The 26,335-nt window shown below is 68.3% G+C and carries 20 protein-coding genes and 1 tRNA gene; 10 read left to right on the top strand and 11 right to left on the bottom strand.

Annotated features, from left to right (window positions below):
• Window positions 1-7 precede the first annotated feature (7 nt).
• Window positions 8-952 carry an NAD(+) diphosphatase gene (gene nudC, locus IM708_RS13140; protein WP_209427029.1) on the bottom strand — a complete coding sequence of 315 codons (945 nt, stop codon included), beginning with the start codon at window positions 950-952 and terminating at the stop codon, window positions 8-10.
• A gap of 534 nt (window positions 953-1,486) precedes the next feature.
• Between nudC and IM708_RS13135 the strand changes: the two genes are divergently transcribed.
• A complete protein-coding gene (locus IM708_RS13135; RefSeq protein ID WP_209427028.1) occupies window positions 1,487-2,092 on the top strand; it encodes a 5'-methylthioadenosine/S-adenosylhomocysteine nucleosidase in 606 nt (201 codons plus the stop codon).
• Window positions 2,093-2,220: 128 nt separating this feature from the next.
• Complete coding sequence (locus tag IM708_RS13130; protein WP_209427027.1) at window positions 2,221-3,729, top strand: HWE histidine kinase domain-containing protein; 1,509 nt, start codon at window positions 2,221-2,223, stop codon at window positions 3,727-3,729.
• A 310-nt stretch (window positions 3,730-4,039) separates the two neighbouring features.
• Here the strand turns inward: IM708_RS13130 and IM708_RS13125 are convergent, their stop codons facing one another.
• Window positions 4,040-5,227: an alpha/beta fold hydrolase gene (locus tag IM708_RS13125; protein ID WP_209427026.1), complete on the bottom strand. Its 1,188-nt coding sequence runs from the start codon at window positions 5,225-5,227 to the stop codon at window positions 4,040-4,042.
• Window positions 5,228-5,391: 164 nt separating this feature from the next.
• Between IM708_RS13125 and IM708_RS13120 the strand changes: the two genes are divergently transcribed.
• Window positions 5,392-5,601 carry a hypothetical protein gene (locus IM708_RS13120; protein WP_209427025.1) on the top strand — a complete coding sequence of 70 codons (210 nt, stop codon included), beginning with the start codon at window positions 5,392-5,394 and terminating at the stop codon, window positions 5,599-5,601.
• Here the strand turns inward: IM708_RS13120 and IM708_RS13115 are convergent.
• Window positions 5,562-8,054, bottom strand: coding sequence for an FAD-dependent oxidoreductase (locus IM708_RS13115; RefSeq protein WP_209427024.1), 2,493 nt, complete (start codon window positions 8,052-8,054; stop codon window positions 5,562-5,564). The genes IM708_RS13120 and IM708_RS13115 overlap by 40 nt on opposite strands.
• A gap of 164 nt (window positions 8,055-8,218) precedes the next feature.
• On the opposite strand from IM708_RS13115, the gene IM708_RS13110 reads away from it, so the two are divergent.
• A tRNA-Trp gene (locus tag IM708_RS13110) sits at window positions 8,219-8,294 on the top strand.
• Window positions 8,295-8,633: 339 nt separating this feature from the next.
• A complete protein-coding gene (locus IM708_RS13105) occupies window positions 8,634-9,884 on the top strand; it encodes a sugar transporter (RefSeq protein ID WP_209427023.1) in 1,251 nt (416 codons plus the stop codon).
• A 16-nt stretch (window positions 9,885-9,900) separates the two neighbouring features.
• Here the strand turns inward: IM708_RS13105 and acpS are convergent, their stop codons facing one another.
• Window positions 9,901-10,323, bottom strand: a complete 423-nt coding sequence (gene acpS / locus IM708_RS13100; RefSeq protein WP_209427022.1) for a holo-ACP synthase — start codon at window positions 10,321-10,323, stop codon at window positions 9,901-9,903.
• Entirely contained in the window at window positions 10,320-11,333 is a 1,014-nt protein-coding gene (locus IM708_RS13095) for a P1 family peptidase (protein ID WP_245243176.1), read from the bottom strand. Before IM708_RS13095 ends, acpS begins: the two co-directional genes overlap by 4 nt.
• 141 nt (window positions 11,334-11,474) lie before the next feature.
• Between IM708_RS13095 and IM708_RS13090 the strand changes: the two genes are divergently transcribed.
• From IM708_RS13090 to recQ, 3 genes are all read left to right on the top strand, one after another.
• Entirely contained in the window at window positions 11,475-12,434 is a 960-nt protein-coding gene (locus IM708_RS13090) for an acetyl-CoA carboxylase carboxyltransferase subunit alpha (RefSeq protein WP_209427021.1), read from the top strand.
• 141 nt (window positions 12,435-12,575) lie between these two features.
• Window positions 12,576-12,863, top strand: a complete 288-nt coding sequence (locus tag IM708_RS13085; protein WP_209427020.1) for a YggT family protein — start codon at window positions 12,576-12,578, stop codon at window positions 12,861-12,863.
• A 16-nt stretch (window positions 12,864-12,879) separates the two neighbouring features.
• Window positions 12,880-14,925, top strand: a complete 2,046-nt coding sequence (gene recQ, locus IM708_RS13080) for a DNA helicase RecQ (RefSeq protein ID WP_348524970.1) — start codon at window positions 12,880-12,882, stop codon at window positions 14,923-14,925.
• Window positions 14,926-15,086: 161 nt separating this feature from the next.
• Here recQ and IM708_RS13075 read toward each other — a convergent pair whose 3' ends face one another.
• From IM708_RS13075 to IM708_RS13065, 3 genes are all read right to left on the bottom strand, one after another.
• Window positions 15,087-16,937, bottom strand: a complete 1,851-nt coding sequence (locus tag IM708_RS13075; RefSeq protein WP_209427019.1) for an alpha/beta fold hydrolase — start codon at window positions 16,935-16,937, stop codon at window positions 15,087-15,089.
• A 5-nt stretch (window positions 16,938-16,942) separates the two neighbouring features.
• A complete protein-coding gene (gene ftsH, locus IM708_RS13070) occupies window positions 16,943-18,763 on the bottom strand; it encodes an ATP-dependent zinc metalloprotease FtsH (protein WP_209427018.1) in 1,821 nt (606 codons plus the stop codon).
• Between the two features lie 69 nt (window positions 18,764-18,832).
• Entirely contained in the window at window positions 18,833-19,945 is a 1,113-nt protein-coding gene (locus IM708_RS13065) for an AI-2E family transporter (RefSeq protein ID WP_209427017.1), read from the bottom strand.
• A gap of 157 nt (window positions 19,946-20,102) precedes the next feature.
• Here IM708_RS13065 and rnd point away from each other — a divergent pair, with 157 nt between their 5' ends.
• Window positions 20,103-21,281 (top strand): ribonuclease D, encoded by a 1,179-nt coding sequence (rnd, locus tag IM708_RS13060; protein ID WP_209427016.1) that lies wholly within the window; start codon window positions 20,103-20,105, stop codon window positions 21,279-21,281.
• 42 nt (window positions 21,282-21,323) lie between these two features.
• Here rnd and IM708_RS13055 read toward each other — a convergent pair whose 3' ends face one another.
• On the bottom strand, window positions 21,324-21,788 hold the full coding sequence (locus tag IM708_RS13055) for a hypothetical protein (RefSeq protein ID WP_209427015.1): 465 nt from the start codon (window positions 21,786-21,788) through the stop codon (window positions 21,324-21,326).
• A gap of 158 nt (window positions 21,789-21,946) precedes the next feature.
• Here IM708_RS13055 and IM708_RS13050 point away from each other — a divergent pair, with 158 nt between their 5' ends.
• Window positions 21,947-22,384: a SufE family protein gene (locus tag IM708_RS13050; protein WP_209427014.1), complete on the top strand. Its 438-nt coding sequence runs from the start codon at window positions 21,947-21,949 to the stop codon at window positions 22,382-22,384.
• A gap of 33 nt (window positions 22,385-22,417) precedes the next feature.
• On the opposite strand, the gene IM708_RS13045 is transcribed toward IM708_RS13050, so the two are convergent.
• Window positions 22,418-24,658 carry a response regulator gene (locus tag IM708_RS13045; RefSeq protein WP_209427013.1) on the bottom strand — a complete coding sequence of 747 codons (2,241 nt, stop codon included), beginning with the start codon at window positions 24,656-24,658 and terminating at the stop codon, window positions 22,418-22,420.
• A 296-nt stretch (window positions 24,659-24,954) separates the two neighbouring features.
• Window positions 24,955-26,130, bottom strand: coding sequence for an acetyl-CoA C-acyltransferase family protein (locus IM708_RS13040; protein ID WP_209427012.1), 1,176 nt, complete (start codon window positions 26,128-26,130; stop codon window positions 24,955-24,957).
• Between the last annotated feature and the right edge of the window lie 205 nt (window positions 26,131-26,335).

Genomic DNA, 26,335 nt, shown 5'->3' with positions numbered 1-26,335 from the left:
GACCCGGTCAGTCGAGGGATCCGGACAGCCAGGCGCGGATCAGGTGATGCGCGATCGCGCCGCGGCGGGGGGCCTTCACCTCGGGGTGGAGGCCGGCGTTCACTGTCACCATATCTTCGCGCGTAAGCCAGCGCGCATCCTCGAGTTCGTGGTCAAGCGTGATCTTGTCGCTCTTGGCTTCGGCCACGAACCCCAGCATCAGGGAATTCGGAAAGGGCCAGGGCTGTGCGGCGATGTAGCGGACGTTGGCGACGTGGATGCCGGTTTCCTCCAGAACCTCGCGGCGCACGGCGGTTTCCGGCGTCTCGCCCGGTTCGATGAAGCCGGCCAGCGTCGAATACATCCCTTCCGGCCAGCCGGGCGAGCGCCCCAGCAGAACGCGATTTCCGTGCCTTACCAACATGATGGCGACCGGATCCGTGCGCGGGAAGTGGTGCGCGCCGCAGGCGGGGCATTTGCGCTGCCAGCCGCCCTGGTGCAACTCGCTAGGCGCGCCGCAGGCTGAACAGAAGCCGTGCGTGCGGTGCCAGTTGACCAGCGCGCGGCCGGTCGCGGCGAGCGCACCCTCGGCCGGATCGAGGCGGGTCATGGCGCCGCGCAGGTCGACGAAGCGGTGATCGGCGGGCAGTTCAGGATGGCGATATTCCTTTGAATCGAAGAACATAGCCATCGCCGCGCGGTCGAGGCCCGGGGGCTCCCAGGAGGAGATATCGGCGGCGAGGCGGGGGTGATCCTGGTGGCGGCCAAGGAACAGGCGTTCGTCGTGGGCGTGGTCGAGGACCGGATGCCCGGCGTCCAGCCAGCCGAGGGTGTCGCCGGCCAGAAGGACACGGCCGCGCCAGAGCGGAAGAACCTTCGCGCCCTTCTCAAGTTCGGCATGTAATGCGCTGTCATCGCAGCGAATTTCCGTCTGTCGGTCATCCCACGTCCCGCTGAAAACCACGCCCTGCATGCCAGTCCTCCGATACCCGCGCCCCTCTATGCCGCAGCCGGCAGGCGAAGGCCAGCAGCGCCGCCCGGGTTGCCCGGGAGGGCTGCTGGCAGGGTGCCGGAAAGTGTATGGCAACGGGCTGGCAAGCGTATGGCAAGCGTATGGCAGTTCCGAACGCTGCTGCAGGGTTCTGGTAACGCCTGAGCCCGCTGTTGATGGGCTTTGGGTGAGGCGGGCAAGGGGGCGCTGCCCCCCTCTTGGCTGCGCCAATTCACCCCCGGGATATTTTCGGACAGAAAATGCCGGAGGGGGTGGGGATTGCCCGCCCTTGGCGGCGCGGCCTCTTTTCGCCGCGCGCGAAGCGCGCGGCGCCCGGCCCAACGCGAGGAAGGTTGTGCGCATAGCGCACAGCCTGACGAGGGGCGGGAGAACCTCCGTTGCCCGCTCAGCTGGGGCGCGGAGGCGGGCGTCAGGAACGGAGCTTTCCGGTCTCTTGATCGCAGGTAGGGGATGATGCCCCTTGGCACGCATCCGTGCCGTGATAGGCATGCCGCCATGCGGATCCTCTACGTCATGGCGACCGAACTCGAATACGGCCCGCACCTGCGCCGGCGGATCGCGCCGCTGATCTGTGGCGTCGGGCCCGTCGAGGCGGCGGTCACAGTTGCCGCTGAACTGGCGCGACGCCAGGCCACGGGGGCGGCGCCGCGTCTGGTCGTCTCGCTCGGCTCTGCCGGGTCGCGCACGCTTGTCCAGACCGAGGTCTACCAGGCGAGTACCGTAACCTACCGGGACATGGACGCAAGCGCGCTGGGTTTTCCGCGCGGCCAGACCCCGTTTCTGGACCTTGCGCCCGAGTTGCCCGTCGGCCCGCAGCTGGCGGGCGTGCCGCAGGCGCGCCTGTCTACCGGCGCCAGCGTCGTGTCGGGGGCGGCATACGGGGCGATTGATGCCGACATGGTGGACATGGAAACCTACGCGATCCTGCGGGCCTGCCAGCGCCACGGGATTCCGCTGCTGGCCCTGCGCGGCATTTCCGACGGGGCCGAGGACCTGCGGCAGCTCAAAGACTGGACGCAGTACCTGGAGGTCATCGACGCAAAGCTGGCCGCGCTGGTAGACCGGATCGAGGACGAGGTGGCGAAGGGGCGGTTTCCGTAGGGCGTGGCGGCACGAGAACGCGTGGCGCAGGAATCCGCGCCGCCGCGCCCGATGCCAGCGCTTTCCCGAAGAAGGACGGAGCGGAATCGATGGACACCGGGCAAGCGATGGCGCTATGGATTCGTCTCATGAAAATCGATGTTCACCAACCGCATTCCCACCAGACCTATCTGACCGCGCCCGACGCGCTGCAGGAGGGGCTGCGCCTGGGCGGCGGCGGCATCTGGCGCTGGCGGATCGACAGCGAGGTGCTGGAATGGACCTGCAACCTGGAAAGCGTCCACCAGCTGCCGCCGGGATCGTTCGACGGCACTCTGGCTAGCTTCCAGCGCGATATCCACCCCGAGGACGTGCAGCAGGTCTGGGACAAGATAAGCACGAGCATCGAGACCGGGGCGCCCTATCGCGCGGTCTATCGCACGGCACCCCGGCCGGGGGCGCCCGACATCTGGATCGAGACCTCGGGCGGGGCCACGACCGACGCCGAGGGTAACCGGTACCTGACGGGGATCTGCCTTGATGTCTCGGAGCGCGTGCGCAACGAACGCCAGCTGGAGCGGCGGCTGGCCGAGCAGAACGCCGTGGCGCGGTTCGGCTCCTTCGCGCTGAACGAGGAGTCGTTCCAGAAGGTCCTGGACGAGGCTGTGCGGGTCGCGGCCGAGGTGTTGCAGGTGCCGCTGACCAAGATCCTCGAATTCACCGAGTCGGCCGAGTCGCTGGTCCTGCGGGCCGGGATCGGATGGGCCGACGGCCTGGTGGGGCGCGGTGAGGTCGGCATCGACCGCGAGTCGCAGGCGGGATACACGCTGGTGTCGAAAAACCCGGTCATCGTCCGGGATCTGCGCGCGGAGACGCGGTTCAGCGGCCCGAAGCTTCTGCATGACCATCAGGTGCGCAGCGGGCTTTCGGTCATCATTCCCGGCCCGACGAGCCGGCCTTTCGGGGTCTTCGGCATTCATGCGCGCGACCTGCGCGACTTCGATGCGACCGATGCCGAGTTCCTTCAGTCGCTGGCGAACATCGTCGCCGGGGCGGCCCGGCAGGTGGCGGCGGCGGAGAACCAGCAACTGCTCTTGCGCGAGATGGCGCACCGCGTCGGAAACCTCTTGCAGCTGGTCAGCAGCATCGGCGCGCAGACCTTCAATGCCGCGCCGGATATCGAGGTGGCGCGGCGGTCGTTCAGCGCCCGGCTGAGCGCGCTGGCGCGGTCGAACTATGCCGTTTCGCGCGGTGGCTGGACCATGACGCGGTTTCCCGAACTGTTCGAGGAAGCGCTGAAACCGTTCGGCGACCGGATCTCCGGCACGGGGCGGGACGTGTTGCTGCCGCCGCAACTGAGCTTCGACATGGGGCTTGTCCTGCACGAGCTGGCCACGAACTCGGTCAAGTACGGCGGGCTGGGGCGCAACGACGGGAAGGTCAGCGTCACCTGGTCCTACGGCCGGAACCCGGACGGCGCGCGCCAGTTCCGGTTCGTCTGGGAGGACCCGTCCCCCGGACAGGAAGCGCCGGTCGCCGGGACCGGTTTCGGCTCGAAGCTGATCGCCGCGCTGATCGAGGGCAAGTGGAACGGCACCGTCACCGTGGACGACGGCCCCGGCTTCCGGGTCACGCTGGAGGTGCCCGTCGCCGATTGACCGGCGCCGGGACTGGGGATTGGCAAGGTCTGTGGCGGCGGGTGTCGGGCTGTGACCGGGGCGCGCAAGGGGGCGCTGCCCCCCTCTTGGCTGCGCCAATTCACCCGCGGGATATTTTCGGACAGAAAATGCCGCAGGGCGGTGGTTATGACCGACCTTGGGCGGCGTAGCATCTTTTCGCCGCGCGCGAAGCGCGCGACGCCCGGCCCAACGCGAGGAAGGTTGTGCGCAAAGCGCACAGCCTGACGAGGGGCGGGAGAACTTCCGTCACGCTTTCCGAGGGGGAGGGGGGGAGAGTGGGGCGCTGGCCCTAATCGCTGCGATCCTCGGCTTCGACGGCGCGGTGGATGGCGGCGAAAAGAACCTCCCAGGCCGGTTCCTGCGGCAGGATGACGTGATTGGCGCTGTCGAGTTGCACGAACTCGGCGCCCGGTATCCGCGCGGCGAGCGTGAGGCCCTGTTCGAGGGGATGCACCGCATCGGCGCGGGCGTGCAGGACCAGGGTCGGCACGCGCACCCCGCTCAGCCGCCCGGCGACCGAGAAATGATCCGTCGCGCGGCGCAGCCGCGCCGCCATCTCGGCATCGGTGCAGAGCCGTTGCAGGTCGGCCAGCGAGTCGATCTGCGCCTTGGTGCCGTCCGGGATGAAGATCTCGACGAAGGCGCGCACGAAGGCGGAGCCGGGCCGGCCCCAGCCTTCGCGAATGAGGGTCACCAGCGCCTCGCTCATTGCCGCGCCGCCGTCGCTGTCGCGCAGCGCGCGGCCGCGTTCGAAGCCGCCATGCAGGATCAGCCGGGAGACGCGGCCGGGATGGCGCAGCACGTATTCGATGGCGATCGGCACGCCCTGCGACGTGCCGTAGAGCGTGAACCCGTCGAGCCCGGCGGCATCCGTCACCGCCGTCAGGTCGTCCACCATCGCGCCGAGCGACAGATCCTCGGGCCGGCGATCCGACAGGCCATTGCCGCGCTGATCGTAGCGCCAGAGGGTGAAGTGCTGCGAGAATTCCTCGAGGAGCGGCCGCCAGACCGGGCTCTGCCAATCGTGTTCCAGATGCGTCAGCCAATGTCCCGCGCGCAAGAGGGGCGGACCACTTCCGCTGCGCGCCCAGGCGATGCGCGTGCCGTCGGCCGAATGGCAGAAACCGATCGTCTGATGCGCGGTTGCCGCGGCCGGTGGGCGCGGGCCCTGGGCGCGGGCCTCGCCCACGAAGCGGAAACCCCGGCGCGGGACCGTGCGGATCCAGACCTGCCGGGTCCCGTCATCGCCGATGGCCGCGCGCGCCGCGCTGATGCGTGAACTGATCGCGGCGTCCGAGACGATCCGTCCGCCCCAGACCTTTGCGATCAGGTCGTCATGCGTGACCAGGTCCCCGGCGCGCGAGATCAGCAGGTGCAGAAGGTCGAAGACCTGCGGCTCCACGGGTCGAGGCTCCCCCGCGACCTCCAGCGTGAAGGTCTCGGGGCAGAGGACGCAATCGCCGAACTGATATCGCATGGTGAAAGGATACCATCGCCGGCGTGACGCACAAAGCGGCCTTGCGCGCGCGGCGGACGAAATCAGGCAATCCGCAAGGGTTTCTCAAGACTACCGCAAGGTCGGGCTCAAGCGCCGGGCCGCGCGCGATGCGAAACTGTCCGTACAGTTCAGGAGGACATGCGATGACCCCCGACGATCAGACCCACGCGACCCAGATCCGCCGCCGTTCCGACGGCACCATCGATTTCGACCATTACGAAGCCATCGCCCGGCGCCTGCGCGCCGAGGATCAGCGCAAGGCGCTGGCGCGGATGGAGCCGCCGATTGCGCGGCTGCTTCGCGCCGTCGGCTCTCAGCCGTCGGCGCGAATACGGGCGTTGTTCGGGTCGTAGGGGCTGTCGGGGGCGACTTCGGCATCCCACAACTCGCGCAACATCCTCACCTTGAGCTTCGTGCCGGGGGTGGCGTCGTCGGGGGTGACGTAGCCCATGCCGATCTGCTTGCCGAAGGCCACCGAGTAGCCGCCCGAGGTGAGGCGTCCGACCTTCCTGTCGCCGGCATAGAGGGCTTCGCGGCCCCAAGGGTCGGCGTCGGGCGGCCCGTCGATCAGCAGCGTCACGCAGGTCGAGCGGATGCCGGTCTCCTCCATCGCCGCTTTGCCGTGAAAGTCTTTCGAGAGGTTCACGAAGCGCGGCAGGTCGGCCTCGAGCGGCGTGGCGTCGCGGCCGAGTTCGTTGCCGAAGGCGCGGTAGCTTTTCTCCTGCCGCAGCCAGTTCTGGGCGCGCGCGCCGACGAGCCTCATGCCGACGCCCTCGCCCGCCGCCATGATCTGGTCGAAAAGGTAGTTCTGCATCTCGATCGGATGGTGGAGTTCCCAGCCCAGTTCCCCGGTATAGGCCACGCGGATGGCGCGGACGGGGCACATGGCCAGTTCGATGGGGCGGTACGAGAGCCAGGGGAAGCGCTTGTTCGAGAGCACCGTGGCCGGGTCGGCGTCGCGGACGAGCGGGTTCAGGAGTTCGCGCGATTTCGGCCCGGCAATGGCGAAAACGCCCCATTGCGTGGTGACGTCGTGGATGTCGATGGAGGCGCCCTCGCGGGTGCTGAAATCCGCGGCCGCCTTGTGCAGGAAGTCGGCGTCATAGGCGGTCCAGGCGCCGGCGCTGACCAGATAGTATTCATCCTCGGCCAGCCGGACGATGGTGTATTCGGTGCGCACGGTGCCGGCGCCGGTCAGCGCGTAGGTCAGGTTGATGCGCCCGACTTTCGGCAGCTTGTTGCAGGTGAACCAGTCCAGGAAGGCGGTGGCGCCGGGGCCGCGGACGAGGTGCTTGGTGAACGCGCTGGCGTCGATCAGGCCGACGCCCTCGCGGATGGCTTGCGCCTCCTCGACCGCGTATTGCCACCAGCCGCCGCGGCGGAAGGAGCGCGCGGCGTGATCGTCGAAGCCTTCGGGGGCGTAGTAGTTGGGCCGTTCCCAGCCGTTGACCTGGCCAAACTGCGCGCCGCGCGCCTTGACGCGGTCGTAGCAGGGGGCGGTGCGCAGCGGGCGGCAGGCGGGGCGTTCCTCGTCGGGGTGGTGAAGGATGTAGACATGGTCATACGCCTCCTCGTTCTTGCGGGCGGCGTAGTCGGTGGTCATCCAGTCGCCGAAGCGGCGCGGGTCTAGCGAGGCCATGTCGATCTCGGCCTCGCCCGCGGTCATCAGCTGCGCGAGGTAGTGGCCGGTGCCGCCGGCGGCGGTGATGCCGAAGCTGAACCCCTCGGCCAGCCACATGTTGCGCAGGCCGGGCGCGGGGCCGACGAGGGGGTTGCCGTCGGGCGTGTAGCAGATGGGGCCGTTGTAATCGTCCTTCAGCCCCACTGATTCCGAGGACGGAATGCGGTGGATCATGGACATGTATTCCTCCTCGATCCGCTCCAGATCGAGAGGGAAGAGGTCGGCGCGGAAGCTCTCGGGCACGTCGTAGAGGAAGCGGGCGGGGGCGTTGCGCTCGTAGGGGCCGAGGATCCAGCCGCCGCGTTCCTCGCGCACGTACCATTTCGCGTCGGCGTCGCGCAGAACGGGGTGTTCGGGGTTGCCCGCCTTGCGCCAGTCGCGCAGGGCGGGGTCGGGTTCGGTGACGATGTACTGATGCTCCACCGGGATTGCGGGGATCTTGATGCCCAGAAGTCGCGCGGTGCGCTGCGCGTGGTTGCCGGTGGCGGTGACGACATGTTCGGCGGTGATTTCCACCTTCTCGTCCGAGGGGACGAGGTTGCCGCCCCGTTCCACCATCTTCGTGCAGGTCACGACCCATTCGCTGCCGGTCCAGCGGTAGGCATCGACCTGCAGGCGGCGGTGAATCTCGGCGCCCAACTGGCGGGCGCCCTTGGCCATCGCCTGCGTGACGTCCGCCGGATTGATGTAGCCGTCGGTGGGGTGGTAGATCGCGCCCTTCAGATCGTCCGTGCGCACCAGCGGCCAGCGGTCCCTGATCTGCGCGGGGCTCAGCCATTCGTGTTCGATGCCGACGGTTTCGGCGGTGGCGGAATAAAGGCGGTATTCGTCCATCCGCGCGTCGGTCTGGGCCATGCGCAGGTTGCCGACGACATAGAAGCCGGGGTTGAGGCCGGTTTCGGCCTCCAGCGTCTTGTAGAACTTCACCGAATAGTCGTGGATGTGGCTGGTGGCATAGCCCATGTTGAAGAGCGGCAGAAGCCCCGCCGCGTGCCAGGTGGAGCCCGAGGTCAGCTCGTCACGCTCGATCAGCATCACCTCCCAGCCGGCCCGCGCCAGGTGATAGGCGATGCCGGTGCCCACCGCACCGCCGCCGACGACAAGGGCTTTCACATGGGTCTTCATGGCGCGACTCTCCGGATTGTTTGGCGCACCATGCAGGTTGCGGCGCCCAAGGGTCCGGTGGAGCCGACGCGTGATCGTGCAAAAGCGACACCGATGCTGGCCACCGGTCCCGGCCAAAGGCACTTGATTTCCCCGCGGGGCTGGCATAGCACGCGATCAGGCACAGGGGTATAGCTCAGTTGGTAGAGCATCGGTCTCCAAAACCGAGGGTCGGGGGTTCGAGTCCCTCTGCCCCTGCCAGAAAACACAATGACTTTCGGAATTTCAGGGCGGATCGTCATCGATCCGCTCGTGGCGGCGTCCGGGAACCTGTCCTCCGGTTCCGCATGGGTGCGTCCGTCCGCGGCCGCGCGATCCGTTGCGCGCGATCCGGGTATTCGGACCTGCCCGCTCGCGCGGGGCGCTGGCCTTCGCCTGCGCGAAACGGTAGGGTCTTGGGGGCAGGGTTCATCCTTTCGAATTGAGCAGGGCGTGGCGCAAGGCGGTCCGGACACTTTGAAGAACGCCGGTCGGGACAGCAGCGCTCGGCCAGCGCCGACCGGGAGTGGGGCGGTTAATGAAAAACGCGCCGATGCGCGCGTGCCGGAGCCGGAGAAGAAAAGCGACACCGCTGTCGCAAACCCCAAGCCCGCGCTTCGGGTCGGCGACCCCGGCGGTGGCGTCGATACGAAGCCGCCGCTTTCCAGCACCGGGCCGCCAGCGAAGCGCGTGACGCGCCAAGGCTACGTGCAGCGGAATCGTGGTTTCCTGCTGAGCCTCGTCCTGCTGGTGCTGCTGCCGGTCCTGGTCAGCGCGACCTATCTGGGGGTCTTCGCGCGCGATCAGTTCGCGTCGAGCACCGGGTTCACCATCCGCCAGGGCGAGACCGAATCGGCCAGCGAGATCCTTGGCGGGCTGTCCCAGCTCGTCGGCGGTGGCAGCGCCGGCAATGCCGATCTGCTGTTCGAATTCCTGCAGAGCCAGGAGATTGTCGAGCGAATAGACGCGCAGGTCAGCCTGCTGGAACATTATGCCGCGACATGGCCGCAAGATCCGGTCTTCTCGATCTGGCCCGATGCGACCATCGAGGACCTGCACTGGTTCTGGCAGCGGATGGTGCGGGTCAACTACAACAAGAATTCCGGACTGATCATGGTGCAGGTGCGCGCCCGCGACCCCGGGACGGCGCGCGACATCGCGCAGCGGATCGTCGCCGAGAGCGAGGCGATGATCAACATGCTGAACGAAACCGCCCGGCGCGACAGCATGACCAATGCCGCGGCCGATCTGCAGGAGGCGCTTGAACGCCTGCGCAACGCCCGCGAGGAGATGGTCGGCTTCCGGGCGCGGACACAGATCCTCGACCCGATTGCCGACATCGAGGGCCGCATGGGGGTCCTGAGCAATCTGCAGCAGCAGCTGGCCCAGTCGCTGGTGGATTTCGATCTGCTGGCGCTTTCCGCCGACGCGACCGATCCGCGGGTCCGCCAGGCCGCGCGCCGGATCGAGGTGATCCGCGACCGTATCGTGGACGAGCGGCGCACGTTCGCGGCGCAGGACGTGACGGTCGACAATACCGATTATCCGCAGCTTCTGGGCCAGTACGAGAGTTTGCGGGTCGATCAGGAATTCGCCGAACAATCCTACCGCGCCGCCCTGACCGCGATGGATGCCGCGCGGACGAATTCGGAGCGGCAGCAGCTTTATCTGGCGACCTTCATCCAGCCGACCCTTGCGCAACGGGCCGAGTATCCGCGCCGGTTGTTCCTGATCGCGATGACGGCGCTTTTCGCAGGGCTGATCTGGGCGGTTCTGGCGCTGGTCTATTTCAGCCTGCGGGATCGCGGCTGACCCGGCGGGGCAGCGGTCAGGGCGTGGATCGGCCTGAGGGGCCGATGGCGCGCGCCTCGATCACGACGAAGGCCTGCGCCCAGGGATGATCGTCGCTGATCGACAGATGAACCACCGCCTCATGGTCCGGCGGGGTCATCGCCTGCAGGCGCTTTGCCGCCCAGCCGGTCAACACCAGATGCGGCTGGCCGATGTCCCGGTTGCTCACCGACATGTCGCGCCAGCCGACACCCATGCGCAGCCCGGTCCCCAGCGCCTTGGCGCATGCTTCCTTCGCGGCCCATCGGCGCGCAAGGGTGGCGGCGCGTCGCTGCCTTCGGTTGGCGGTCTCGATTTCCTCGGCGGTGAAGACGCGGTTGATGAAGCGGCTTCCGAAGCGCGCGAGCGTCGCCTCGATCCGTTCGATGTTGGCCAGATCCGCGCCGATGCCCAGGATCATTGCGCGCCTCCGTGCGAACCGAAGCGGGTGGACCAGCACGGCAGCAGATCGCCCGGTTCGGGATGGGCCAGATAGACCGCGCGGGCGATGGCCCGGCTCGTGCACAGGGCCGCGGCGTGCCCGAGTGCAAGCGCGCCACGCTCGGGCAGGGGGTGCAGGCCGGTCGCGACGCCGAAGACCAGGTCACCATCGTGGGGCGTGTGGGCCGGCACGATTGCGCGGGCGAGCCCGTCATGCGCGGCCGTGGCAAAGCGCGTGGCCTGTGCCTTGTCCAGCGTGGCGTCGGTGGCGACGATGCCGATTGTCGTCGCCTCGCCCAGACGCTTGACCTGGAACGGCGTCATCGGCAGTTGTTCGCGCGCCGGCCCGAGGCCGCCGAATTCCGCGCCGACCTCGAACGGGGCGGCCCAGAAATGCGGGCCCGCGCCCATGGTGACGCCCCCCACCGCGTTCACCGCGACCAGCGCGCCGACCGTTATCCCGCTCGGCAGGCGCAGCGAGGCCGACCCCAGCCCCCCCTTCAGTCCGGCGACCGTCGCACCGGCTCCGGCGCCGCAGGTTCCGAGTGCGAAATCCAAGTCTGCCGCCTGCATGGCGGCGCGCCCGAGCGCGGGATAGGGGGTATCGGTCCAGGCCTTGTCGCCGCCGTTGAGCAGGTCGAACAGGATCGCCGCGGGCACGATGGGCACGCGCGCATCCCCGACCGCAAAGCCGCGGCCAAGGGTGCGCAGTTCCGAAACCACGCCGCCCGCCGCGTCCAGCCCGAAGGCGGACCCGCCCGAGAGGACCAGCGCGTCGACGGCCGGAACCATCTTGTCGGGCGCCAGCAGATCGGTCTCGCGCGTGCCGGGGGCGCCGCCCATGACATGCACGCCGGCCACCATCGGCGCATCGCCCAGAAGCACGGTCACGCCGCTTTTAAGTCGCGCATCCGCGGCGTTGCCGACCGAAAGACCGGCGACATCGGTGATCAGGTTGCGCGGGCCGGGCACGATGGTGTCAGCCGACATGAATCCTCCCTTCCGTTTGACGCAAGCCTATACACGGCGGCCGAAAGGCGGAAGGCGCCATTCTGCGGGGTCGGTCACGGCGCGGCCATTGCATCGCAGCGGAGGCGCGGGCATATAGGCGCGGACGCAGACGGGTGGCCAATGAACTATCTGGAATTCGAAAAACCGCTGGCCGAGATCGAGGGCAAGGCCGCCGAGTTGCGCGCCATGGCGCGCGCCAACCCCGAGATGGATGTCGAGAAAGAGGCCGAGGCGCTGGACCGCAAGGCACAGCAGCTTCTTGCCGATCTCTATCGCCAGCTTAGCCCCTGGCGGAAATGCCTGGTGGCGCGCCACCCTGACCGCCCGCATTGCAAGGACTATATCGACGCGCTTTTCTCCGAATACACCCCCTTGGCCGGCGACCGGAATTTCGCCGACGACCATGCGATCATGGGGGGGCTGGCGCGGTTTCATGATCGGCCCATCGTCGTGATCGGGCAGGAGAAGGGCTCGGACACGAAGAGCCGCATCGAGCGGAACTTCGGCATGGCCCGGCCGGAAGGCTACCGCAAGGCGATCCGGCTGATGGATCTGGCGCATCGCTTCAAGTTGCCGGTGGTGACACTGGTCGACACGCCCGGCGCCTATCCCGGCAAGGGCGCCGAGGAACGCGGCCAGGCCGAGGCGATCGCGCGCTGCACGCAGAAATGCCTGGAGATCGGCGTGCCGCTTGTGTCCGTGGTGATCGGCGAGGGGGGCTCGGGCGGGGCGGTGGCGCTGGCCACGGCGAACCGCGTCCTGATGCTGGAACATTCCGTCTATTCGGTGATCTCGCCCGAAGGTTGCGCCTCGATCCTGTGGAAGGACGCCGAAAAGATGCGCGAGGCGGCCGAGGCGCTGCGGCTGACGGCGCAGGACCTTCTCAAGCTGGGGGTGAGCGATGCGATCATCCCCGAACCGTTGGGCGGGGCGCAGCGCGACCGGCAGGCGGCCATCAAAGCGGTTGACCGCGCCCTGAACGAGGTGCTGGAGCGGTTGGTGAAGAAGGATGCGCCGGCGTTGATCGCCGACCGTCGACGCAAGTTCCTTGAGATGGGTCGCAAGGGGCTGGCGGCCTGATACCGGGCGCCGGCGCTGGTGCGCTCAGGCGCATGACGCCCTTCGCAATGGCCGCCGCGAGCGGAAGGCGCCGATCAGGCGTTGCCCTTTCCAGCGCCGTGTCTTAGGTCTTTGCCTGCCCAGGACACGCCCGGAGGTTCGATGCTGTCGCTTCTGCAAATCGTCTATCTGATCCTCGATGTGCTGTGGTTCATCGTGCTGGTGCATGTCGTGCTCAGCTGGTTGATCAATTTCCAGGTGCTGAACCTGCGCCAGCCGATCGTGGCGCAGATATGGGATGGCCTGAACCGCCTGCTGGAGCCGATCTACAGCCGAATCCGGGCCTTTCTGCCAGACATGGGCGGGATCGACCTGTCGCCGCTGGTGTTGCTGCTGGCGATCTATGCGCTCAGGATCGTGATCCAGAACAACCTGCACGCGCTCGTCTGACCGATCCCTTGTGCCCGTGTCGTTGACCCCGGAACAGGCACTGGCGCGCATCTTCGGATTTTCCGGCTTTCGCCCGGGGCAGGAGGAGATCGCGCGCGCCGTGATCGCGGGGCGCGACGTGCTGGCGATCATGCCGACCGGGGGCGGCAAGTCGCTCTGCTATCAGTTGCCGGCGCTCTGCCGCGAGGGGCTGACAGTCGTGATCTCACCGCTGATCGCGTTGATGCGCGACCAGGTGCGCGGGCTGCAGGAAGCGGGCGTGGCGGCGGCGGCGATGACCTCGGGCAACACGCCGGAGGAAAACGCCGAGATTGCCGCGGCGCTTGCGGAGGGGCGGTTGAAACTCCTCTACATTGCGCCGGAGCGTCTGGCGTCCACGGCCAGCACGGGCATGCTCCAGCGGGCCGGCGCGACGCTGATCGCGGTCGATGAGGCGCATTGCGTCAGCCAGTGGGGCCACGATTTCCGTCCCGACTACCTGCGCATCGGCGAGTTGCGGCGCCGGCTGGGCGTGCCGCTGGCGGCCTTTACCGCGACCGCCGACGCCGCGACGCGCGACGAGATCGTCGCCCGCCTCTTTGGCGAGGCGGCGCCGCAGGTCTTCCTGCGTGGCTTCGACCGGCCGAACATTCGCCTCGCTTTCGCCGTCAAGAACAGCCCGCGCAAGCAGATCCTCGCCTTCGCCGACCGGCGGCGCGGGCAGTCGGGCATTGTCTATTGCGCCACCCGCGCGCGCACCGAAACGCTGGCCGCGGCGCTGGAGGCCGAGGGGCACGCGGCGCGCGCCTATCACGGCGGGCTGGAAGATTGGGAACGCCGCAAGGTCGAGGGGATGTTCCAGGTTGACGAGGGGCTGATCGTCTGCGCCACCGTTGCCTTCGGCATGGGCGTCGATAAGCCCGATGTGCGCTGGGTGGCGCATGCCGACCTGCCGAAGTCGATCGAGGCCTACTACCAGGAGATTGGGCGCGCCGGCCGCGATGGGCTGCCGGCCGATACGCTGACGCTCTACGGCCCCGACGACATCCGCCTGCGGCGCGCGCAGATCGACGAGAGCCCCGCACCGGCGGAGCGTCGCGCCGCCGATCACGGGCGGCTGAACGCGCTGCTGGGTCTCGCCGAGGCCACGCGCTGTCGGCGGCAGGTGCTTCTGGAGTTCTTTGGCGAGACGCCCGAGCCCTGCGGCAACTGCGATCTTTGCGCGACGCCGGCGCGGCTGTTCGACGCGACCGAGCCGGTGCGCAAGGCGCTGTCGGCGGTGCTGCGGACGGGCGAGAGCTTCGGCGCGGGGCATCTGATCGACATCCTGACCGGGAATGCGACCGACAAGGTGAAGCAGCGCGGGCACGACCGGTTGCCGACCTTCGCCGTGGGGCGCGAGTTGCCGCGTGCCGGCTGGCAGGCGGTGTTCCGGCAGATGATGGGCCGCGATCTGGTCCGCCCCGACCCCGAGCGGCACGGCGCGCTGCGGATGACCGAAGCCGCGCGCCCGGTGCTGCGCGGCGAGGAGGCGGTGCATCTGCGCGAGGACAGCATGAGCGAGGCGCGCACGCGGCCCGAACCGAAGGCGCTGGTCGCGGACGAGGACGCGCCGCTGCTGGCCGCGTTGAAGGCGCATCGGCGCAAGCTGGCGGAAGCGGCGAAGGTGCCGCCCTATGTGATCTTCAACGACCGGTCCCTGATCGAGATGGCCGAGAAGCGGCCGGCGACGCTGGATGCCTTCGCCGGGATCACCGGCGTGGGCGCGACGAAGCTGGAGCGTTATGGCGCGTCTTTCCTGGAGGTGATCACGCGCGAGGCGGTCGACCTGCCGCACCCGGCGCGGCGGAAGCTGGCGGGCGGTGCGGGGGCGGGGCTCTATGACCGGCTGGAGGCGGCGGCGCGCGACCTGGACCGGGGATCGGACGGCAGGGAAAAGCCGCTGAGCTGCTCGCCCGCGCAACTGGCACGGATCGCGAAGGAGCGGCCGCGCGACCTGGCGGGGATCGAGCGGGTCCTTGGCGAGAAGCGGGCGGAGCGGTTCGGTGATGCGTTCCTGGAGGCGTTGCGGGCGTCCGATTGAGACCGCCAGGAGGCCCCAAGCAGGGGTAAATCGACGATTTGCTGGCCCGGTCCAAGCTTGGACAAACGCGTAACCTTCTGATTGTGCTTGAAAAGTGAAAAAATCTTAACCTGATTTCAACCACCTCCCGCCACTGCCCCGCCGGCCGGATGCAGACCGCCTCAAGGCTGGTGAATATAGCTGCCGGGCGCGGGTTCCAGCGGCGGGTAGCCGGCCTCGGGCCTGCCCGTCTCGGGCGGCGTCGTGGCGCCGGAGCTGTGCGAAAGCAGCCAATCGCCCCATTCCGGCCACCACGAGCCCGGCTTTGGCGGGTGCATGGCGAGGCAGTTGTCGGCGTCGCGGTAATGCGCGCCGGGCGGGCGGTGGCCGATGCGGTAGTGCCGCCCCTTGTGGCCGGGCTCGGACAGGATGCCGCCGTTGTGCCCGCCCTTGGTCAGCAGGAAATGCAGGTCGCAGTCGGTGAAGAGCGCGGTCTTGTAGACCGAGCGCCAGGGCGCGATGTGGTCGGTCTCGGTGCCGATCACGAACATCGGCACCGCGATGTCCTTGAGCGCGATCGGCCGCCCCTCGACCGCGAAGCGCCCTGCGGTGATGCGGTTTTCCAGGAAGATACCGCGCAGGTATTCCGAATGCATCCGCGCCGGCATCCGCGTCGTGTCGCCGTTCCAGACGCCAAGGTCCGAGGGCAGGTCGGATTCGCCCAGGAAATAGCGGCGCACGGCGCGCGACCAGATCAGATCCTCGGACCGGATGGCGGCGAAGGCGCCGGCCATCTGCGGCCGGTCGAGATAGCCCCGCGACCACATCATGTCCTCCAGAAAGGCGACCTGGCTTTCGTCGAGGAATAGCAGCAACTCGCCGGCCTCGGCGAAATCGACCTGCGCGGCCATCAGCGTGACCGAGGCGATACGGTCGTCGCAGTCGCGCGCCATCTTGGCCACGGCGATAGCCAGCAGCGTGCCGCCCAGGCAATAGCCGTTCACATGCACTTTTACATCCGGCACGATGGCGTTGACCGCCTCCAGCGCCTCCATGATGCCGCGGCGGCGGTAGTCTTCCAGCGCCAGATCGGCCTGCCTGCCGGTCGGGTTGCACCAGGAGATGCAGAAGACCGTGAAGCCCCGACCCACAAGCCAGTTGATCAGCGAATTCTGCGGGCTGAGGTCGAGCACGTAGTATTTCATGATCCACGCGGGCACGATCAGCACCGGTTCGGCCTGGACGGTTTCGGTCTGCGGCGCGTACTGGATCAACTCCATGATATCGTTGCGCCAGACCACCTGCCCGGGGGTGCAGGCCAGATGCCTGCCCAATTCGAACTCGGGCGGGATGGGCTTGTGCTCCTGCGTCAGCGTGCGGACCGCGTCCTCGACGAAGTGCCCGGCGCCTTCGATCCAGTTGCGCCCGCCCGATCGCGCGGTCGCCTCCAGCATCTCGGGGTTGGCGAGCGGGAAGTTCGCCGGCGACACGGTGTCCAGAAGCTGGCGGGCAAGAAAGCCCGTGCGCTCGTTGTTCTGCTTGCGCAGGCCGCGCAGGTCGGCGGTGGCGGCGTCCCACCAGTCATGCACGGCGAGAAAGCCCTGCTGCCAGAGCCCGAAGGGCAACTGGTCCCAGCCCTCGTGACGCCAGCGCGTGTCCGAGGGTTTGAGCGGGAAAGGTTTTTCCGGGGCCTGGCCCAGCATCGTCTCGGCGCCGTAGCGCGCGAGTTTCATTGCATTGGTCTGCGCCCGCCCGATCAGTTCCAGCTGCCGTCCCGGCGCGCGGGCAAGATGCATCGCCCAGTCGGCCCAGGCGTCGATCATCGCGTGCGGGGAAAGCCCGGCGGTGAAGGGCGCGATGGCCGCCATCGCCGCCCGGTCGAGCGTCTGGTAGGAATGTTCCTGCGCGCGGGGGCGTTGCGGGGCCGGCTGGGTGACCGGCGACGCGGCCGGAACGGGGGCTGGCTTGACGGTGGCACGTGCGTCGGGCGTGGGGGTGGGGCGTTTGGGTCGCGATGTCTTGGCCTTGGGCATGTCGTTTACTCCGCCGCTTCGGCGCTTTTCGGGCGCAGGGGTGGGAAATCCTCGGGGGTGATCGTCTCGCGTTCAAGAAGGAGGGTGGCGCCCGCTTTCAGGTCGTTCGCGCGCTCGCGCAGCAGCGCCAGGGCGCGCGCATAGGCGGCGTCGAGCAGCCCGCGCACCGCCAGGTCGACCTCGCGGGCCGTCGCCTCGGAGTGGTCGCGCGGGCTGAAATGCGTGCGGTCGTCGCCCAGAAAGCCGCCGCGCTCCGGCTCCAGGACCGCCTGGCCCAGGTCTTCGTGCATGCCGAAGCGGGTGACGATCTGACGGGCGATGTCGGTGGCGCGCACCAGGTCGTCGGCGGCCCCGGTCGAGACTTCGTTGAAGCGGATTTCCTCGGCGGCGCGGCCGGCGAGCAGCATGACCATGCGGTTTTCCAGTTCCGACCGCGTGATCAGGAAGCGGTCCTCGGTCGGCCGGGTCATGGTGTAGCCGAGCGCGCCGATGGTGCGCGGGATGATCGAGACCTTGTGCACCGGATCGGCGCCGGGCAGGGTGGCGGCGGCCAGCGCGTGGCCCATTTCGTGCCAGGCGACGGTTTCGCGTTCGCGCGCGTTCAGCAGCCGTCCCTTGCGTTCCATCCCGGCGACGATGCGCTCGATGGCCTGGGTCACGTCCGTCATGTTCACCCGCTCGCCGCCGCGGCGGGTGGCCTGGATCGCAGCCTCGTTTACGAGGTTGGCCAGTTCCGCGCCGGTGAAGCCCGGTGTCAGCCCGGCGACCGCCTCGATATCCAGCGCGGGATCGACGGTCACCTTGCGCAGATGCACGCGCAGGATCGCGGCGCGGCCGGTCTTGTCGGGTCGGTCGACGACCACCTGACGGTCGAAGCGGCCGGCGCGCATCAGGGCGGGGTCCAGGATCTCGGGCCGGTTGGTAGCGGCCAGCAGCACGATCCCCTCGCGCGGGTCGAACCCGTCTAACTCGGCCAGAAGCTGGTTGAGGGTCTGCTCCTTCTCGTCATGGCCGCCGCCGAAATTGCCGATCCCGCGCCGCTTGCCGAGGGCGTCCAACTCGTCGATGAAGATGATGCAGGGGGCGGCCTTGCGCGCCTGATCGAAGAGGTCGCGCACCCGTGCCGCGCCGACGCCCACGAACATCTCGACGAATTCCGAGCCGGAGATGGAAAAGAACGGCACGCCGGCCTCGCCGGCGATGGCGCGGGCAAAGAGGGTTTTGCCGGTGCCCGGCGGGCCGGTCAGCAGGATGCCCTTGGGGATGCGCGCGCCGAGGCGGCCGAACTTCTCGGGCTCCTTGAGGAAATCGACGATTTCCTTCAGCTCCGCCTTCGCCTCGTCGACGCCGGCGACATCGTCGAAGGTCACGCCGGTGTCGCGCTCGACATAAACCTTGGCCTTGGACTTGCCGACGTTCATCATGCCGCCCAGCCCCTGACGTTCGGCGAAGCGGCGAAAGACATAGAGCCAGACGAACAGGATCAGCGCGATCGGCACCACCCAGGACAGCACCATCGCCAGAATCGTGTTCTGCACCGTGCCGTCGAATTCGGCGGTCGACCGCTCCAGCCGGCTCGTCAGATCGCCCGGCACGATGTTGGTGACGAAATGGGTGTTGCCGCCCACCGGGTCGCGATAGCGCCCCTCGATCTGCTCGGCGCGCACGGTCACCGTGGCGATGCGGTCGGCCTCGAGGTGTTCGAGGAAGGTCGAGTAGGGGATACGCTCGGTCACCGAGGCTGTGGAGAGCCAGCTCTGGAACGCCAGCAACGCAAGAAAGGCGGCGATGAAATACCAGGTGTGATACTGCTGCTGCTTGTCCATGTCCCTGCCCGTGCTCCGCCGCCGGGGCCCAGTCTATGCGCAGCGATGCCCTTCGCGACTTGACGCAGGTCAAGGGTTGGTCGGCGGCGGGGCAACGATGGCCTTGTGCCGCGGCTGTTCGAACTCGCTGACATCCTGCGCCAGAAGGACCGAGATCGGCCGCGTCTGGTCGAACGCCGCTAGGATGATCGCCAGCATCGAGGTCAGCGGCACCGCCAGGATCGCACCCGGCACACCCCAGAAGGTCGTCCAGAAGGAAAGCGCCACCACCACGACGAAGGGCGACATGTTGACCTTGCGCCCGATCATGCGCGGCTCCAGCCAGTTGCCGACGAACATCTGCGCGCCGGTCAACAGCGCCGCCAGCGACACCACCGTCGCGATCGAGCCGAACTGCACCACCGCCATCAGCACCGGAAACGCGACCGCGATGAGCGAGCCGAAATAGGGGATGTAGTTCAGCACGCCGATCAGCAGGGCCCAGAACAGCGCGTGATCGACGCCAAAAGCCCATAGGATCCCGAAGGAAATGGCGCCGATCACGAAATTGATCAGCGTCTTCACCGCCAGATACTCGCTGATCCGCGCGTTGATCGAGCGGATCACCGCCATCGTGCGCTCTGCCTGCAGCCGGTCGGGCAGCGCCACCGACAGCTTGTACGCAAAGCCCGAGGCTTCGGCGAAGAGAAAGACGGCGTAGACCACGATCAGGATCAGAAACCCGGCCAGCGCCCCCACCGACCCGGCGACGCCGCCGATCAGCCGCTGCATGTCGATGCGCCCGATGGTCATGTCCTGGATCGTGCGCCAGTCCGGGTTGCCCTCCAGCCCCAGCAACTGCATGCCCCGGGCGATCATCTGTTCCAGGTTGGCCTGATACTCGGGCGCCTGCGTGAGCAGGTCCCGGACGGTGACGATCACCACGCCGTTGAACGCGGTCAGGATCACGGTGAAGGCCAGAAGCAGGATCAGCTTGCGCAGGATCTGCGGCATCCAGGTCGTCGCGCGGAACCGTCCCAGCGCCGCCGAGGCCGAGGTGATGATATAGACCGACAGCACCGCCACGACGATCGGCATCAACAGCCCGCGCCCGATCGACAAGAGCCAGAAGATCATCAGCGCCAGCGCCAGCCCCAGGGTCAAGGCGGTCAGGCGGCGCAGGGAATCGGCAGAGTCGGGCATTCGGGCGTTCCTGCCGGGGATCGGTGGGCCAGCATAGCGGGGCGCGGGCCGCCAGCGCAAGGCAGCCGCCGGCCGCGCCGGCCCTGCGGTCTTTTCATTCCGCCAGCGGCGCAATATGACAGGCGCGCGCTACCGTCAGTCCGCTGAGCGAGGCAGGATGCAGACCATCACCACGACCGAGGCGCTTGCGGCCTTCTGCGCCGAAGCTGCCGGCGAACCCTATGTCACCGTCGATACCGAGTTCCTGCGCGAGCGGACCTATTACTCGAAGCTGTGCCTGGTGCAACTCGCGCTGCCCGTGACCCCTGCCGACAATGCCAATGACCGGGCCGTGCTGGTCGATCCGCTGGTCGACGGGATCGACCTCGCGCCGCTTTTCGATCTGATGCGCAACCCCGCGGTGACCAAGGTCTTCCACGCCGCTCGCCAGGATGTGGAGATCTTCTGGATCGACGGCGGCGTCATCCCGCAGCCGCTCTTCGACACGCAGATCGCCTCGATGGTCTGCGGCTTCGGCGAACAGGCCGGCTACGAGACGCTGGTGCGCAAGATCGCGCGCGCCAATCTCGACAAGACCTCGCGCTTCACCGACTGGTCGCACCGCCCGCTGACCGATGCGCAGAAACGCTATGCGCTGGCCGATGTCACCCATCTGCGCGTGATCTACGAGCATCTCGCCGCCGAGCTGGAACGGAACGGGCGCGCCCACTGGCTGGCCGAGGAGATGGAGGTCCTGTCCTCGCCCGAGACCTACATCACCCGCCCCGAGGACGCCTGGCAGCGGATCAAGACGCGCGGCCAGTCGGGCAAGTTCATGGCCGCGGTAAAGGAACTCGCCCGTTTCCGCGAGGAAATGGCGCAAAGCCGCAACATCCCGCGCTCGCGCGTCTTCAAGGACGACGCGATCCTCGAGATGGCCTCGACCCGCCCCGACAGCCACGAGGCGCTGGGGCGCTCGCGGCTTTTGCTGCGCGAGGCGCGGCGCGGAGAGATCGCCGACGGAATCCTGGCTGCGGTCCGCGCCGCCCAGGCGATGCCGCCCGAGGACTGGCCGGTGCCGCTCAACGGCCAGAACGCGCAGATGCAGGTCAACCCGGCGCTGGCCGACCTTCTGCGCGTCCTGCTGAAGGCAAGGTCCGAGGAGTCGGGCGTCGCGCAAAAGCTTATCGCCAACGCCGCCGACCTCGACGCGATCGCGGCGGGCCAGCGCGATCTGTCCACGTTGCGGGGCTGGCGGGCGGAACTTTTCGGCAATGATGCGCTGCGGCTCTGTCGCGGGGAACTGGCGCTGACCGCCAAGGGCGCGCAGGTCCGCACGATCGAACTGCCTGTCTGAACTGTCCTTCGCTGCCGGCCGGCGCGGTCCGACCGCAGTCGGTCAGCGACGGACGCGGCGCTGGTTCTGGGCCCCGATGACGACAATCTCGCGGACCTCGTCGAGTTCCGCCTGACTGAGCGTGGTGGCCACCGACACCGACCGAGATTGCGGGGTCGAGGTGCGCGTCGTCCGCACCGGCGAGGCGATGCGGAATTCGTAGACGACCACCCCGTCGATCGGGCGCAGGCTGGTCTGCGGCACCAGTTCGGCGTCCCACCAGCCCTGCGTCGGCGTCAGCCCCTCGGCGCGCACGATGGCGCCGGTGCTGGTCCGCTCGATCGCCAGCGACGTGACCTGCGCCACCAGCGCCCGGTTGTCGATGAACTGCGTCGTCGGTCCCAGCGTCGCGGGTTCGCTGCGCGAGGTGCCGAACCAGTTGAACGGATTGAAGCGCGAGTCGCGGACCGTGCCGCAGGCCGACAGGGCCAGGGTCAGCGCAAGCGCGGCGATCAGCGGTCTGGTCATCCTCGGTCCCTCTTCCGGCCGGGCGCTTCTTTACCCGGTCACGCCCGTCCTGCCTAGCCCATCGCGGAGGCTTTGAAAAGACGGGCCGGGCAGGGCGCTGGGGACTGGACCTTTGCGCCCCCGCGACCTACCTCTGGAAGTGATTTCAGGGGGAACGGATGGCCCAGCCGGAATTCGACGACCTTGCCGAGACCTTCGACTTCCTCGACGATTGGGAAGACCGCTACCGTCATGTCATCGAGATGGGGCGCGATATGGAACCCATGGAACCCGCGCTGAAAGTTCCGGTCAACAAGGTCGATGGCTGCGCCAGCCAGGTCTGGGTCTTTCCGCGGATCGAGGGCGAGGGCGCACATGCCCGGTTCGATTTCCTGGGCGATTCAGACGCGATGATCGTGCGCGGGCTGATCGCGGTGCTGCACACGCTGTTCGCCGGCCGGCCGGTGGCCGAGGTTCCCTCGATCGACGCGCTGAAGGAACTTTCCCGCCTGGGCCTGCACGACCACCTGTCCGCGCAGCGTTCGAACGGGGTGCGGGCGATGGTCGAGCGGTTGCAGTCCGTGGCGCAGGCGCATCTCGACCGCGCCGAGGCCTGAGCCAGCCCCGACCCGGCCGACCCCCGCGCAAGTTTACTCCGCCGCCAGCGCGTTGCGCACCGGCGGGCGCGTGTCCTCGGGTCGGTAGCGCAGGATCGCCTCGACCAGCAGCGGCTTGCGGATCGGCTTCGTCAGGTAGTGATCGAGGCCCGAGGCGATGATTTCCTCGCCATCCCCCTCCATCGCATGCGCGGTCAGCGCGACGATGGGGATCTGCGCGCCGCCCGGAAGCTGGCGGATCGCCCGCGTCGCCTCGCGCCCGTCCATCCGCGGCATCGAGATGTCCATGAAGATCAGGTCGGGGCGGTGCTTCTGGAAGGCCTCGACGGCCTGCTCGCCATCCTCGGCAAAGCTCAACTCGACATCCAGCCCGGCCATCATCCGCGACAGGACCAGCCGGTTGGTGCGGTTGTCCTCGGCCGCAAGGATGCGCATGCGCCGCTCGTCGTCGTCCGACGCCTCGGCGACCGGGCCCGCGGGCTCGTTGGCGGCGCGTTCGGGGGCCGGACCCGCCTGCCCGGTGGTGCCGATCTCGTGCAACTGACGCAGCAGTTCCCGACGCAGAAGCGGCTTTTGCAGGATCGCGCGCATCTCCGCCAGGCCCGGATGCCCCTGCGCCGCTGCCGGGTTCGACGTGAAGAGGACGATCGGCGTCGTGGTCCCCTGCGCGCGCAGCCGCACGGCCAGATCGAGCCCGCTCATCCCCGGCATCTCGTGGTCGGTGATGATCAGGTCGAACCCCGGCTCGGCGCCGCATACGGTGCGCGCCACCGCCGCCAGCGCGTCGCTGCCCAAAGCGCAGCTTTTCACCTGGAGGCCCTGCGCTTCGAGCTGGCGTTCCAGGATCGTGCGGTTGACCAGATGGTCGTCGACCACCAGGATCCGGTTCAGCCTGATCGGCTCGGCGGTCAGCGCCGGGCCCTCCTCGGCCAGCGGCAGCGTCAGGCTGAAGCCGAAGCACGACCCGCGGCCCAGTTCGGACTCCACCCAGATCTGCCCACCCATCATCTCGATCAGGCGCCGGGTGATCGCCAGGCCCAGCCCGGTCCCCTCGAACTTGCGGTTGGCCTGGTCGTCGACCTGGCTGAATTCGGCAAAGATCTTGTCCTGGTTGTCCGGCGCGATGCCGATGCCGGTATCCTCGACGGTGACGTGCAATTCGTGGCCGCCGGCGCGCTCCACCCCGGTCACGCGGATCAGGACATGCCCCTTCTCGGTGAACTTCACCGCGTTGCCCACCAGGTTCGTCATCACCTGCCGCATCCGCCCCGGATCGGCCATGAACCGCGTCGGCAGGAAGAGGTCGTAGTCGAGGATCAGGTCGACCGCGCGCCCCCGCACCCCCGACTGCAGCAGGATCAGCACCTCGTGGATGCAGCGCTCCAGATCGAAGGGTTCGGGCTGCAGCGCCAGCCGGTCGGCCTCGATCTTCGAGAAATCCAGAACATCGTTGATGATGCCCAGCAGCGCCTCGCCCGACGACCGGATGGTCTCGGCACAAAGGCGCTGGTCCTCGTTCAGGCCGGTGTCGCACAGAAGCTCGGCCATGCCGACGACGCCGTTCATCGGCGTGCGGATCTCGTGGCTCATGTTGGCCAGGAACGCCGACTTGGCGCGGTTCGCCGCCTCCGCCCGCAGACGCGCCTCTTCCAGTTCGGCGGCGTGGCGGGCGCTTTCGGTGATGTCGCGCGCCAGCGTGACGATGTCGCCGCCGCGGGCGCGCCGGTCCATCAGCCGCACCATCCCGCCATCGGCCAGCGAGATCTCCTGCGCCGGGATCTTCTCCTGCATCCAGCGCGCGCGCATCATCTCGATCCAGTCCTCGGGGCGGGTGTCGCCCAGCACCACGCGGCCCTCGCAGGCCAGCAGTTCGGCAAGCCGGCCGTAGCTGATGCCGGGCTGCACCTCGGCGATGCCAGAGAAGACGCGCAGGAAGGACTGGTTGGCGACGACCAGTTCCTGGCGGCTGTTGAAGACGGCAAAACCGTCGCGGATCGTGTTGATCGAATCCCACAGCCGCCGCTCGGCCATCAGCGCGGTCTGGTTCGCCGCCTCCAGGTCGCTGCGCACGCGCTGGCTTTCGTCTTCCAGCGCGGCGGTGCGGCTGGCCACGACCGAGGCATCGCGCAGTTCCAGCGACCTCGTGTTGAGCAGCCGCTGCGCATGGCTCAGCTCGTCCTTCAGCGCCTCGATCTCGCGCATCCGGAACTGCAGCAGACGCTCGGCGGCAAGCCGGGCGCGGCGTTCGCTGGTCAACTTGTCCAGAAGCGTCATGCTCAGCGCGTCTTTCAGAACCCCGATGCGCGCCGACCGCTCTCCGGCACGGTCAGTCGCCCGGTCACGATTGCGCCCGAGCGTGAAAACGCCCTTAATCCTGACAAGTCACAAAGCGAGGTCGCGGTTCCCGCCGACCCGCACAAAATAATCCCGCTTTCGCGCGTGACGTCGCGGAAAGAGATTTGTTTTTCAGCGGATTAGACAGAAGATGACGGATCGGCCCCGCGTTGACCGCGGGGCTAGCCGGCCGCAAGCGGCTGCAAAACCTTCAAATGCTGCCTATCTTGCGCCTCTCAGGCGCGTTCCAGCGCCAGCGCAATACCCTGTCCGCCACCGATGCACATGGTCACCAGCGCGCGCTTGCCGTCGATCCGCTCCAGCTCATAAAGCGCCTTGACGACCAGGATCGTGCCGGTCGCGCCGACCGGATGACCCAGCGCGATCGCGCCGCCGTTGGGGTTCACCTTGGCCGGGTCCAGGCCCAGCCCCTTGTTGACCGCCAGCGCCTGCGCGGCAAAGGCCTCGTTCGACTCGATCACGTCGAACTCCGCGATGTCGAGGCCGAAGCGCTCGCACAGCTGCTGCACCGCCGGCACCGGGCCGATGCCCATCACCTCGGGGCGCACGCCGGCGACCGCATAGCCCAGGATCCGCGCCCGCGGCTTCAGGCCGGCCTTCTCCGCGGCCTCGGCGCGCGCCAGCACCACCGCCGCGGCGCCGTCGTTGATGCCGCTGGCATTGCCCGCGGTGACGCTGCCCTCCTTGCGGAAGGCCGGCCGCAGCCCGGCCAGCGCCTCGGCCGAGGTCTTCTTGGGGTGCTCGTCGGTGTCGAAACTGACCTCCCCCTTGCGGGTCTTCATCACGAAGGGCGCGATCTGGTCCTTGAACCGGCCCTCGGAAATGGCGCGCGCGGCGCGGTTCTGGCTTTCCAGCGCAAAGGCGTCCTGTTCCTCGCGCGTGATCTGATGCTCGGCGGCGACGTTCTCGGCGGTCACGCCCATGTGGCCGGTGCCGAACGGGCAGGTCAGCGCGCCCAGCATCATGTCCAGAACGGCGGTGTCGCCCATCTTCTGCCCGAAGCGCTGGGCGGGCACGATATAGGGCATCCGGCTCATCGCCTCGGCGCCGCCGGCCAGCGCGAAATCGGCATCCCCCATCGCCAGGGCCTGCGTGGCCGACACGATCGCCTGCGCGCCCGACCCGCAAAGGCGGTTGACGTTCATCGCCGGCGCGCTGTCGGGGATGCCGGCCTGCATCGCGGCGACGCGGCTGAGGTACGCGTCGCGCGGCTCGGTATTGCCGACATGACCGAAGACGACGGTGCCGATCTGCCCGCCCTCGACGTCCGCGCGCTCCAGCGCGGCCTTGGTCACGTGCGTCGCGACCTCGGACAGGGGCGTGCCGGCAAGGCTGCCGCCGAAGGTGCCGATGGCGGTGCGCGCGCCGCTCAGGATGACGATCTCGTCCATGTCAAAACCCTATTGCTGAATGTTCCCTCCGCCTCTATAGCGCGCGCGGCCGGTCGGGGAAAGCGCCGCGACGCGTTCCCGCAGGTTCTCCCGCCCCTCGTCAGGCTGTGCGCTCCGCGCACAACCTTCCTCGCGTTGGGCCGGGCGCCGCGCGCTTCGCGCGCGGCGAAAAGAGGCTCCGCCGCCAAGGACGGGCTGGCCCTTC

Source organism: Pararhodobacter sp. SW119, from assembly GCF_017811755.1.
Taxonomy (GTDB): domain Bacteria; phylum Pseudomonadota; class Alphaproteobacteria; order Rhodobacterales; family Rhodobacteraceae; genus Pararhodobacter.
The sequence above is the reverse complement of the archived record's forward strand: the minus strand, read 5'-3'. Positions and strand labels throughout refer to the sequence as shown.

Bases quoted from the DNA above. Each gene is read 5' to 3' on its own strand.
- nudC (WP_209427029.1), bottom strand. From the start codon at position 952: ATGCAGGGCGTGGTTTTCAGCGGGACGTGGGATGACCGACAGACGGAA.
- IM708_RS13135 (WP_209427028.1), top strand. From the start codon at position 1,487: ATGCGGATCCTCTACGTCATGGCGACCGAACTCGAATACGGCCCGCAC.
- IM708_RS13130 (WP_209427027.1), top strand. From the start codon at position 2,221: ATGAAAATCGATGTTCACCAACCGCATTCCCACCAGACCTATCTGACC.
- IM708_RS13125 (WP_209427026.1), bottom strand. From the start codon at position 5,227: ATGCGATATCAGTTCGGCGATTGCGTCCTCTGCCCCGAGACCTTCACG.
- IM708_RS13120 (WP_209427025.1), top strand. From the start codon at position 5,392: ATGACCCCCGACGATCAGACCCACGCGACCCAGATCCGCCGCCGTTCC.
- IM708_RS13115 (WP_209427024.1), bottom strand. From the start codon at position 8,054: ATGAAGACCCATGTGAAAGCCCTTGTCGTCGGCGGCGGTGCGGTGGGC.
- acpS (WP_209427022.1), bottom strand. From the start codon at position 10,323: ATGATCCTGGGCATCGGCGCGGATCTGGCCAACATCGAACGGATCGAG.
- IM708_RS13095 (WP_245243176.1), bottom strand. From the start codon at position 11,333: ATGTCGGCTGACACCATCGTGCCCGGCCCGCGCAACCTGATCACCGAT.
- IM708_RS13090 (WP_209427021.1), top strand. From the start codon at position 11,475: ATGAACTATCTGGAATTCGAAAAACCGCTGGCCGAGATCGAGGGCAAG.
- IM708_RS13085 (WP_209427020.1), top strand. From the start codon at position 12,576: ATGCTGTCGCTTCTGCAAATCGTCTATCTGATCCTCGATGTGCTGTGG.
- IM708_RS13075 (WP_209427019.1), bottom strand. From the start codon at position 16,937: ATGCCCAAGGCCAAGACATCGCGACCCAAACGCCCCACCCCCACGCCC.
- ftsH (WP_209427018.1), bottom strand. From the start codon at position 18,763: ATGGACAAGCAGCAGCAGTATCACACCTGGTATTTCATCGCCGCCTTT.
- IM708_RS13065 (WP_209427017.1), bottom strand. From the start codon at position 19,945: ATGCCCGACTCTGCCGATTCCCTGCGCCGCCTGACCGCCTTGACCCTG.
- rnd (WP_209427016.1), top strand. From the start codon at position 20,103: ATGCAGACCATCACCACGACCGAGGCGCTTGCGGCCTTCTGCGCCGAA.
- IM708_RS13055 (WP_209427015.1), bottom strand. From the start codon at position 21,788: ATGACCAGACCGCTGATCGCCGCGCTTGCGCTGACCCTGGCCCTGTCG.
- IM708_RS13050 (WP_209427014.1), top strand. From the start codon at position 21,947: ATGGCCCAGCCGGAATTCGACGACCTTGCCGAGACCTTCGACTTCCTC.
- IM708_RS13045 (WP_209427013.1), bottom strand. From the start codon at position 24,658: ATGACGCTTCTGGACAAGTTGACCAGCGAACGCCGCGCCCGGCTTGCC.
- IM708_RS13040 (WP_209427012.1), bottom strand. From the start codon at position 26,130: ATGGACGAGATCGTCATCCTGAGCGGCGCGCGCACCGCCATCGGCACC.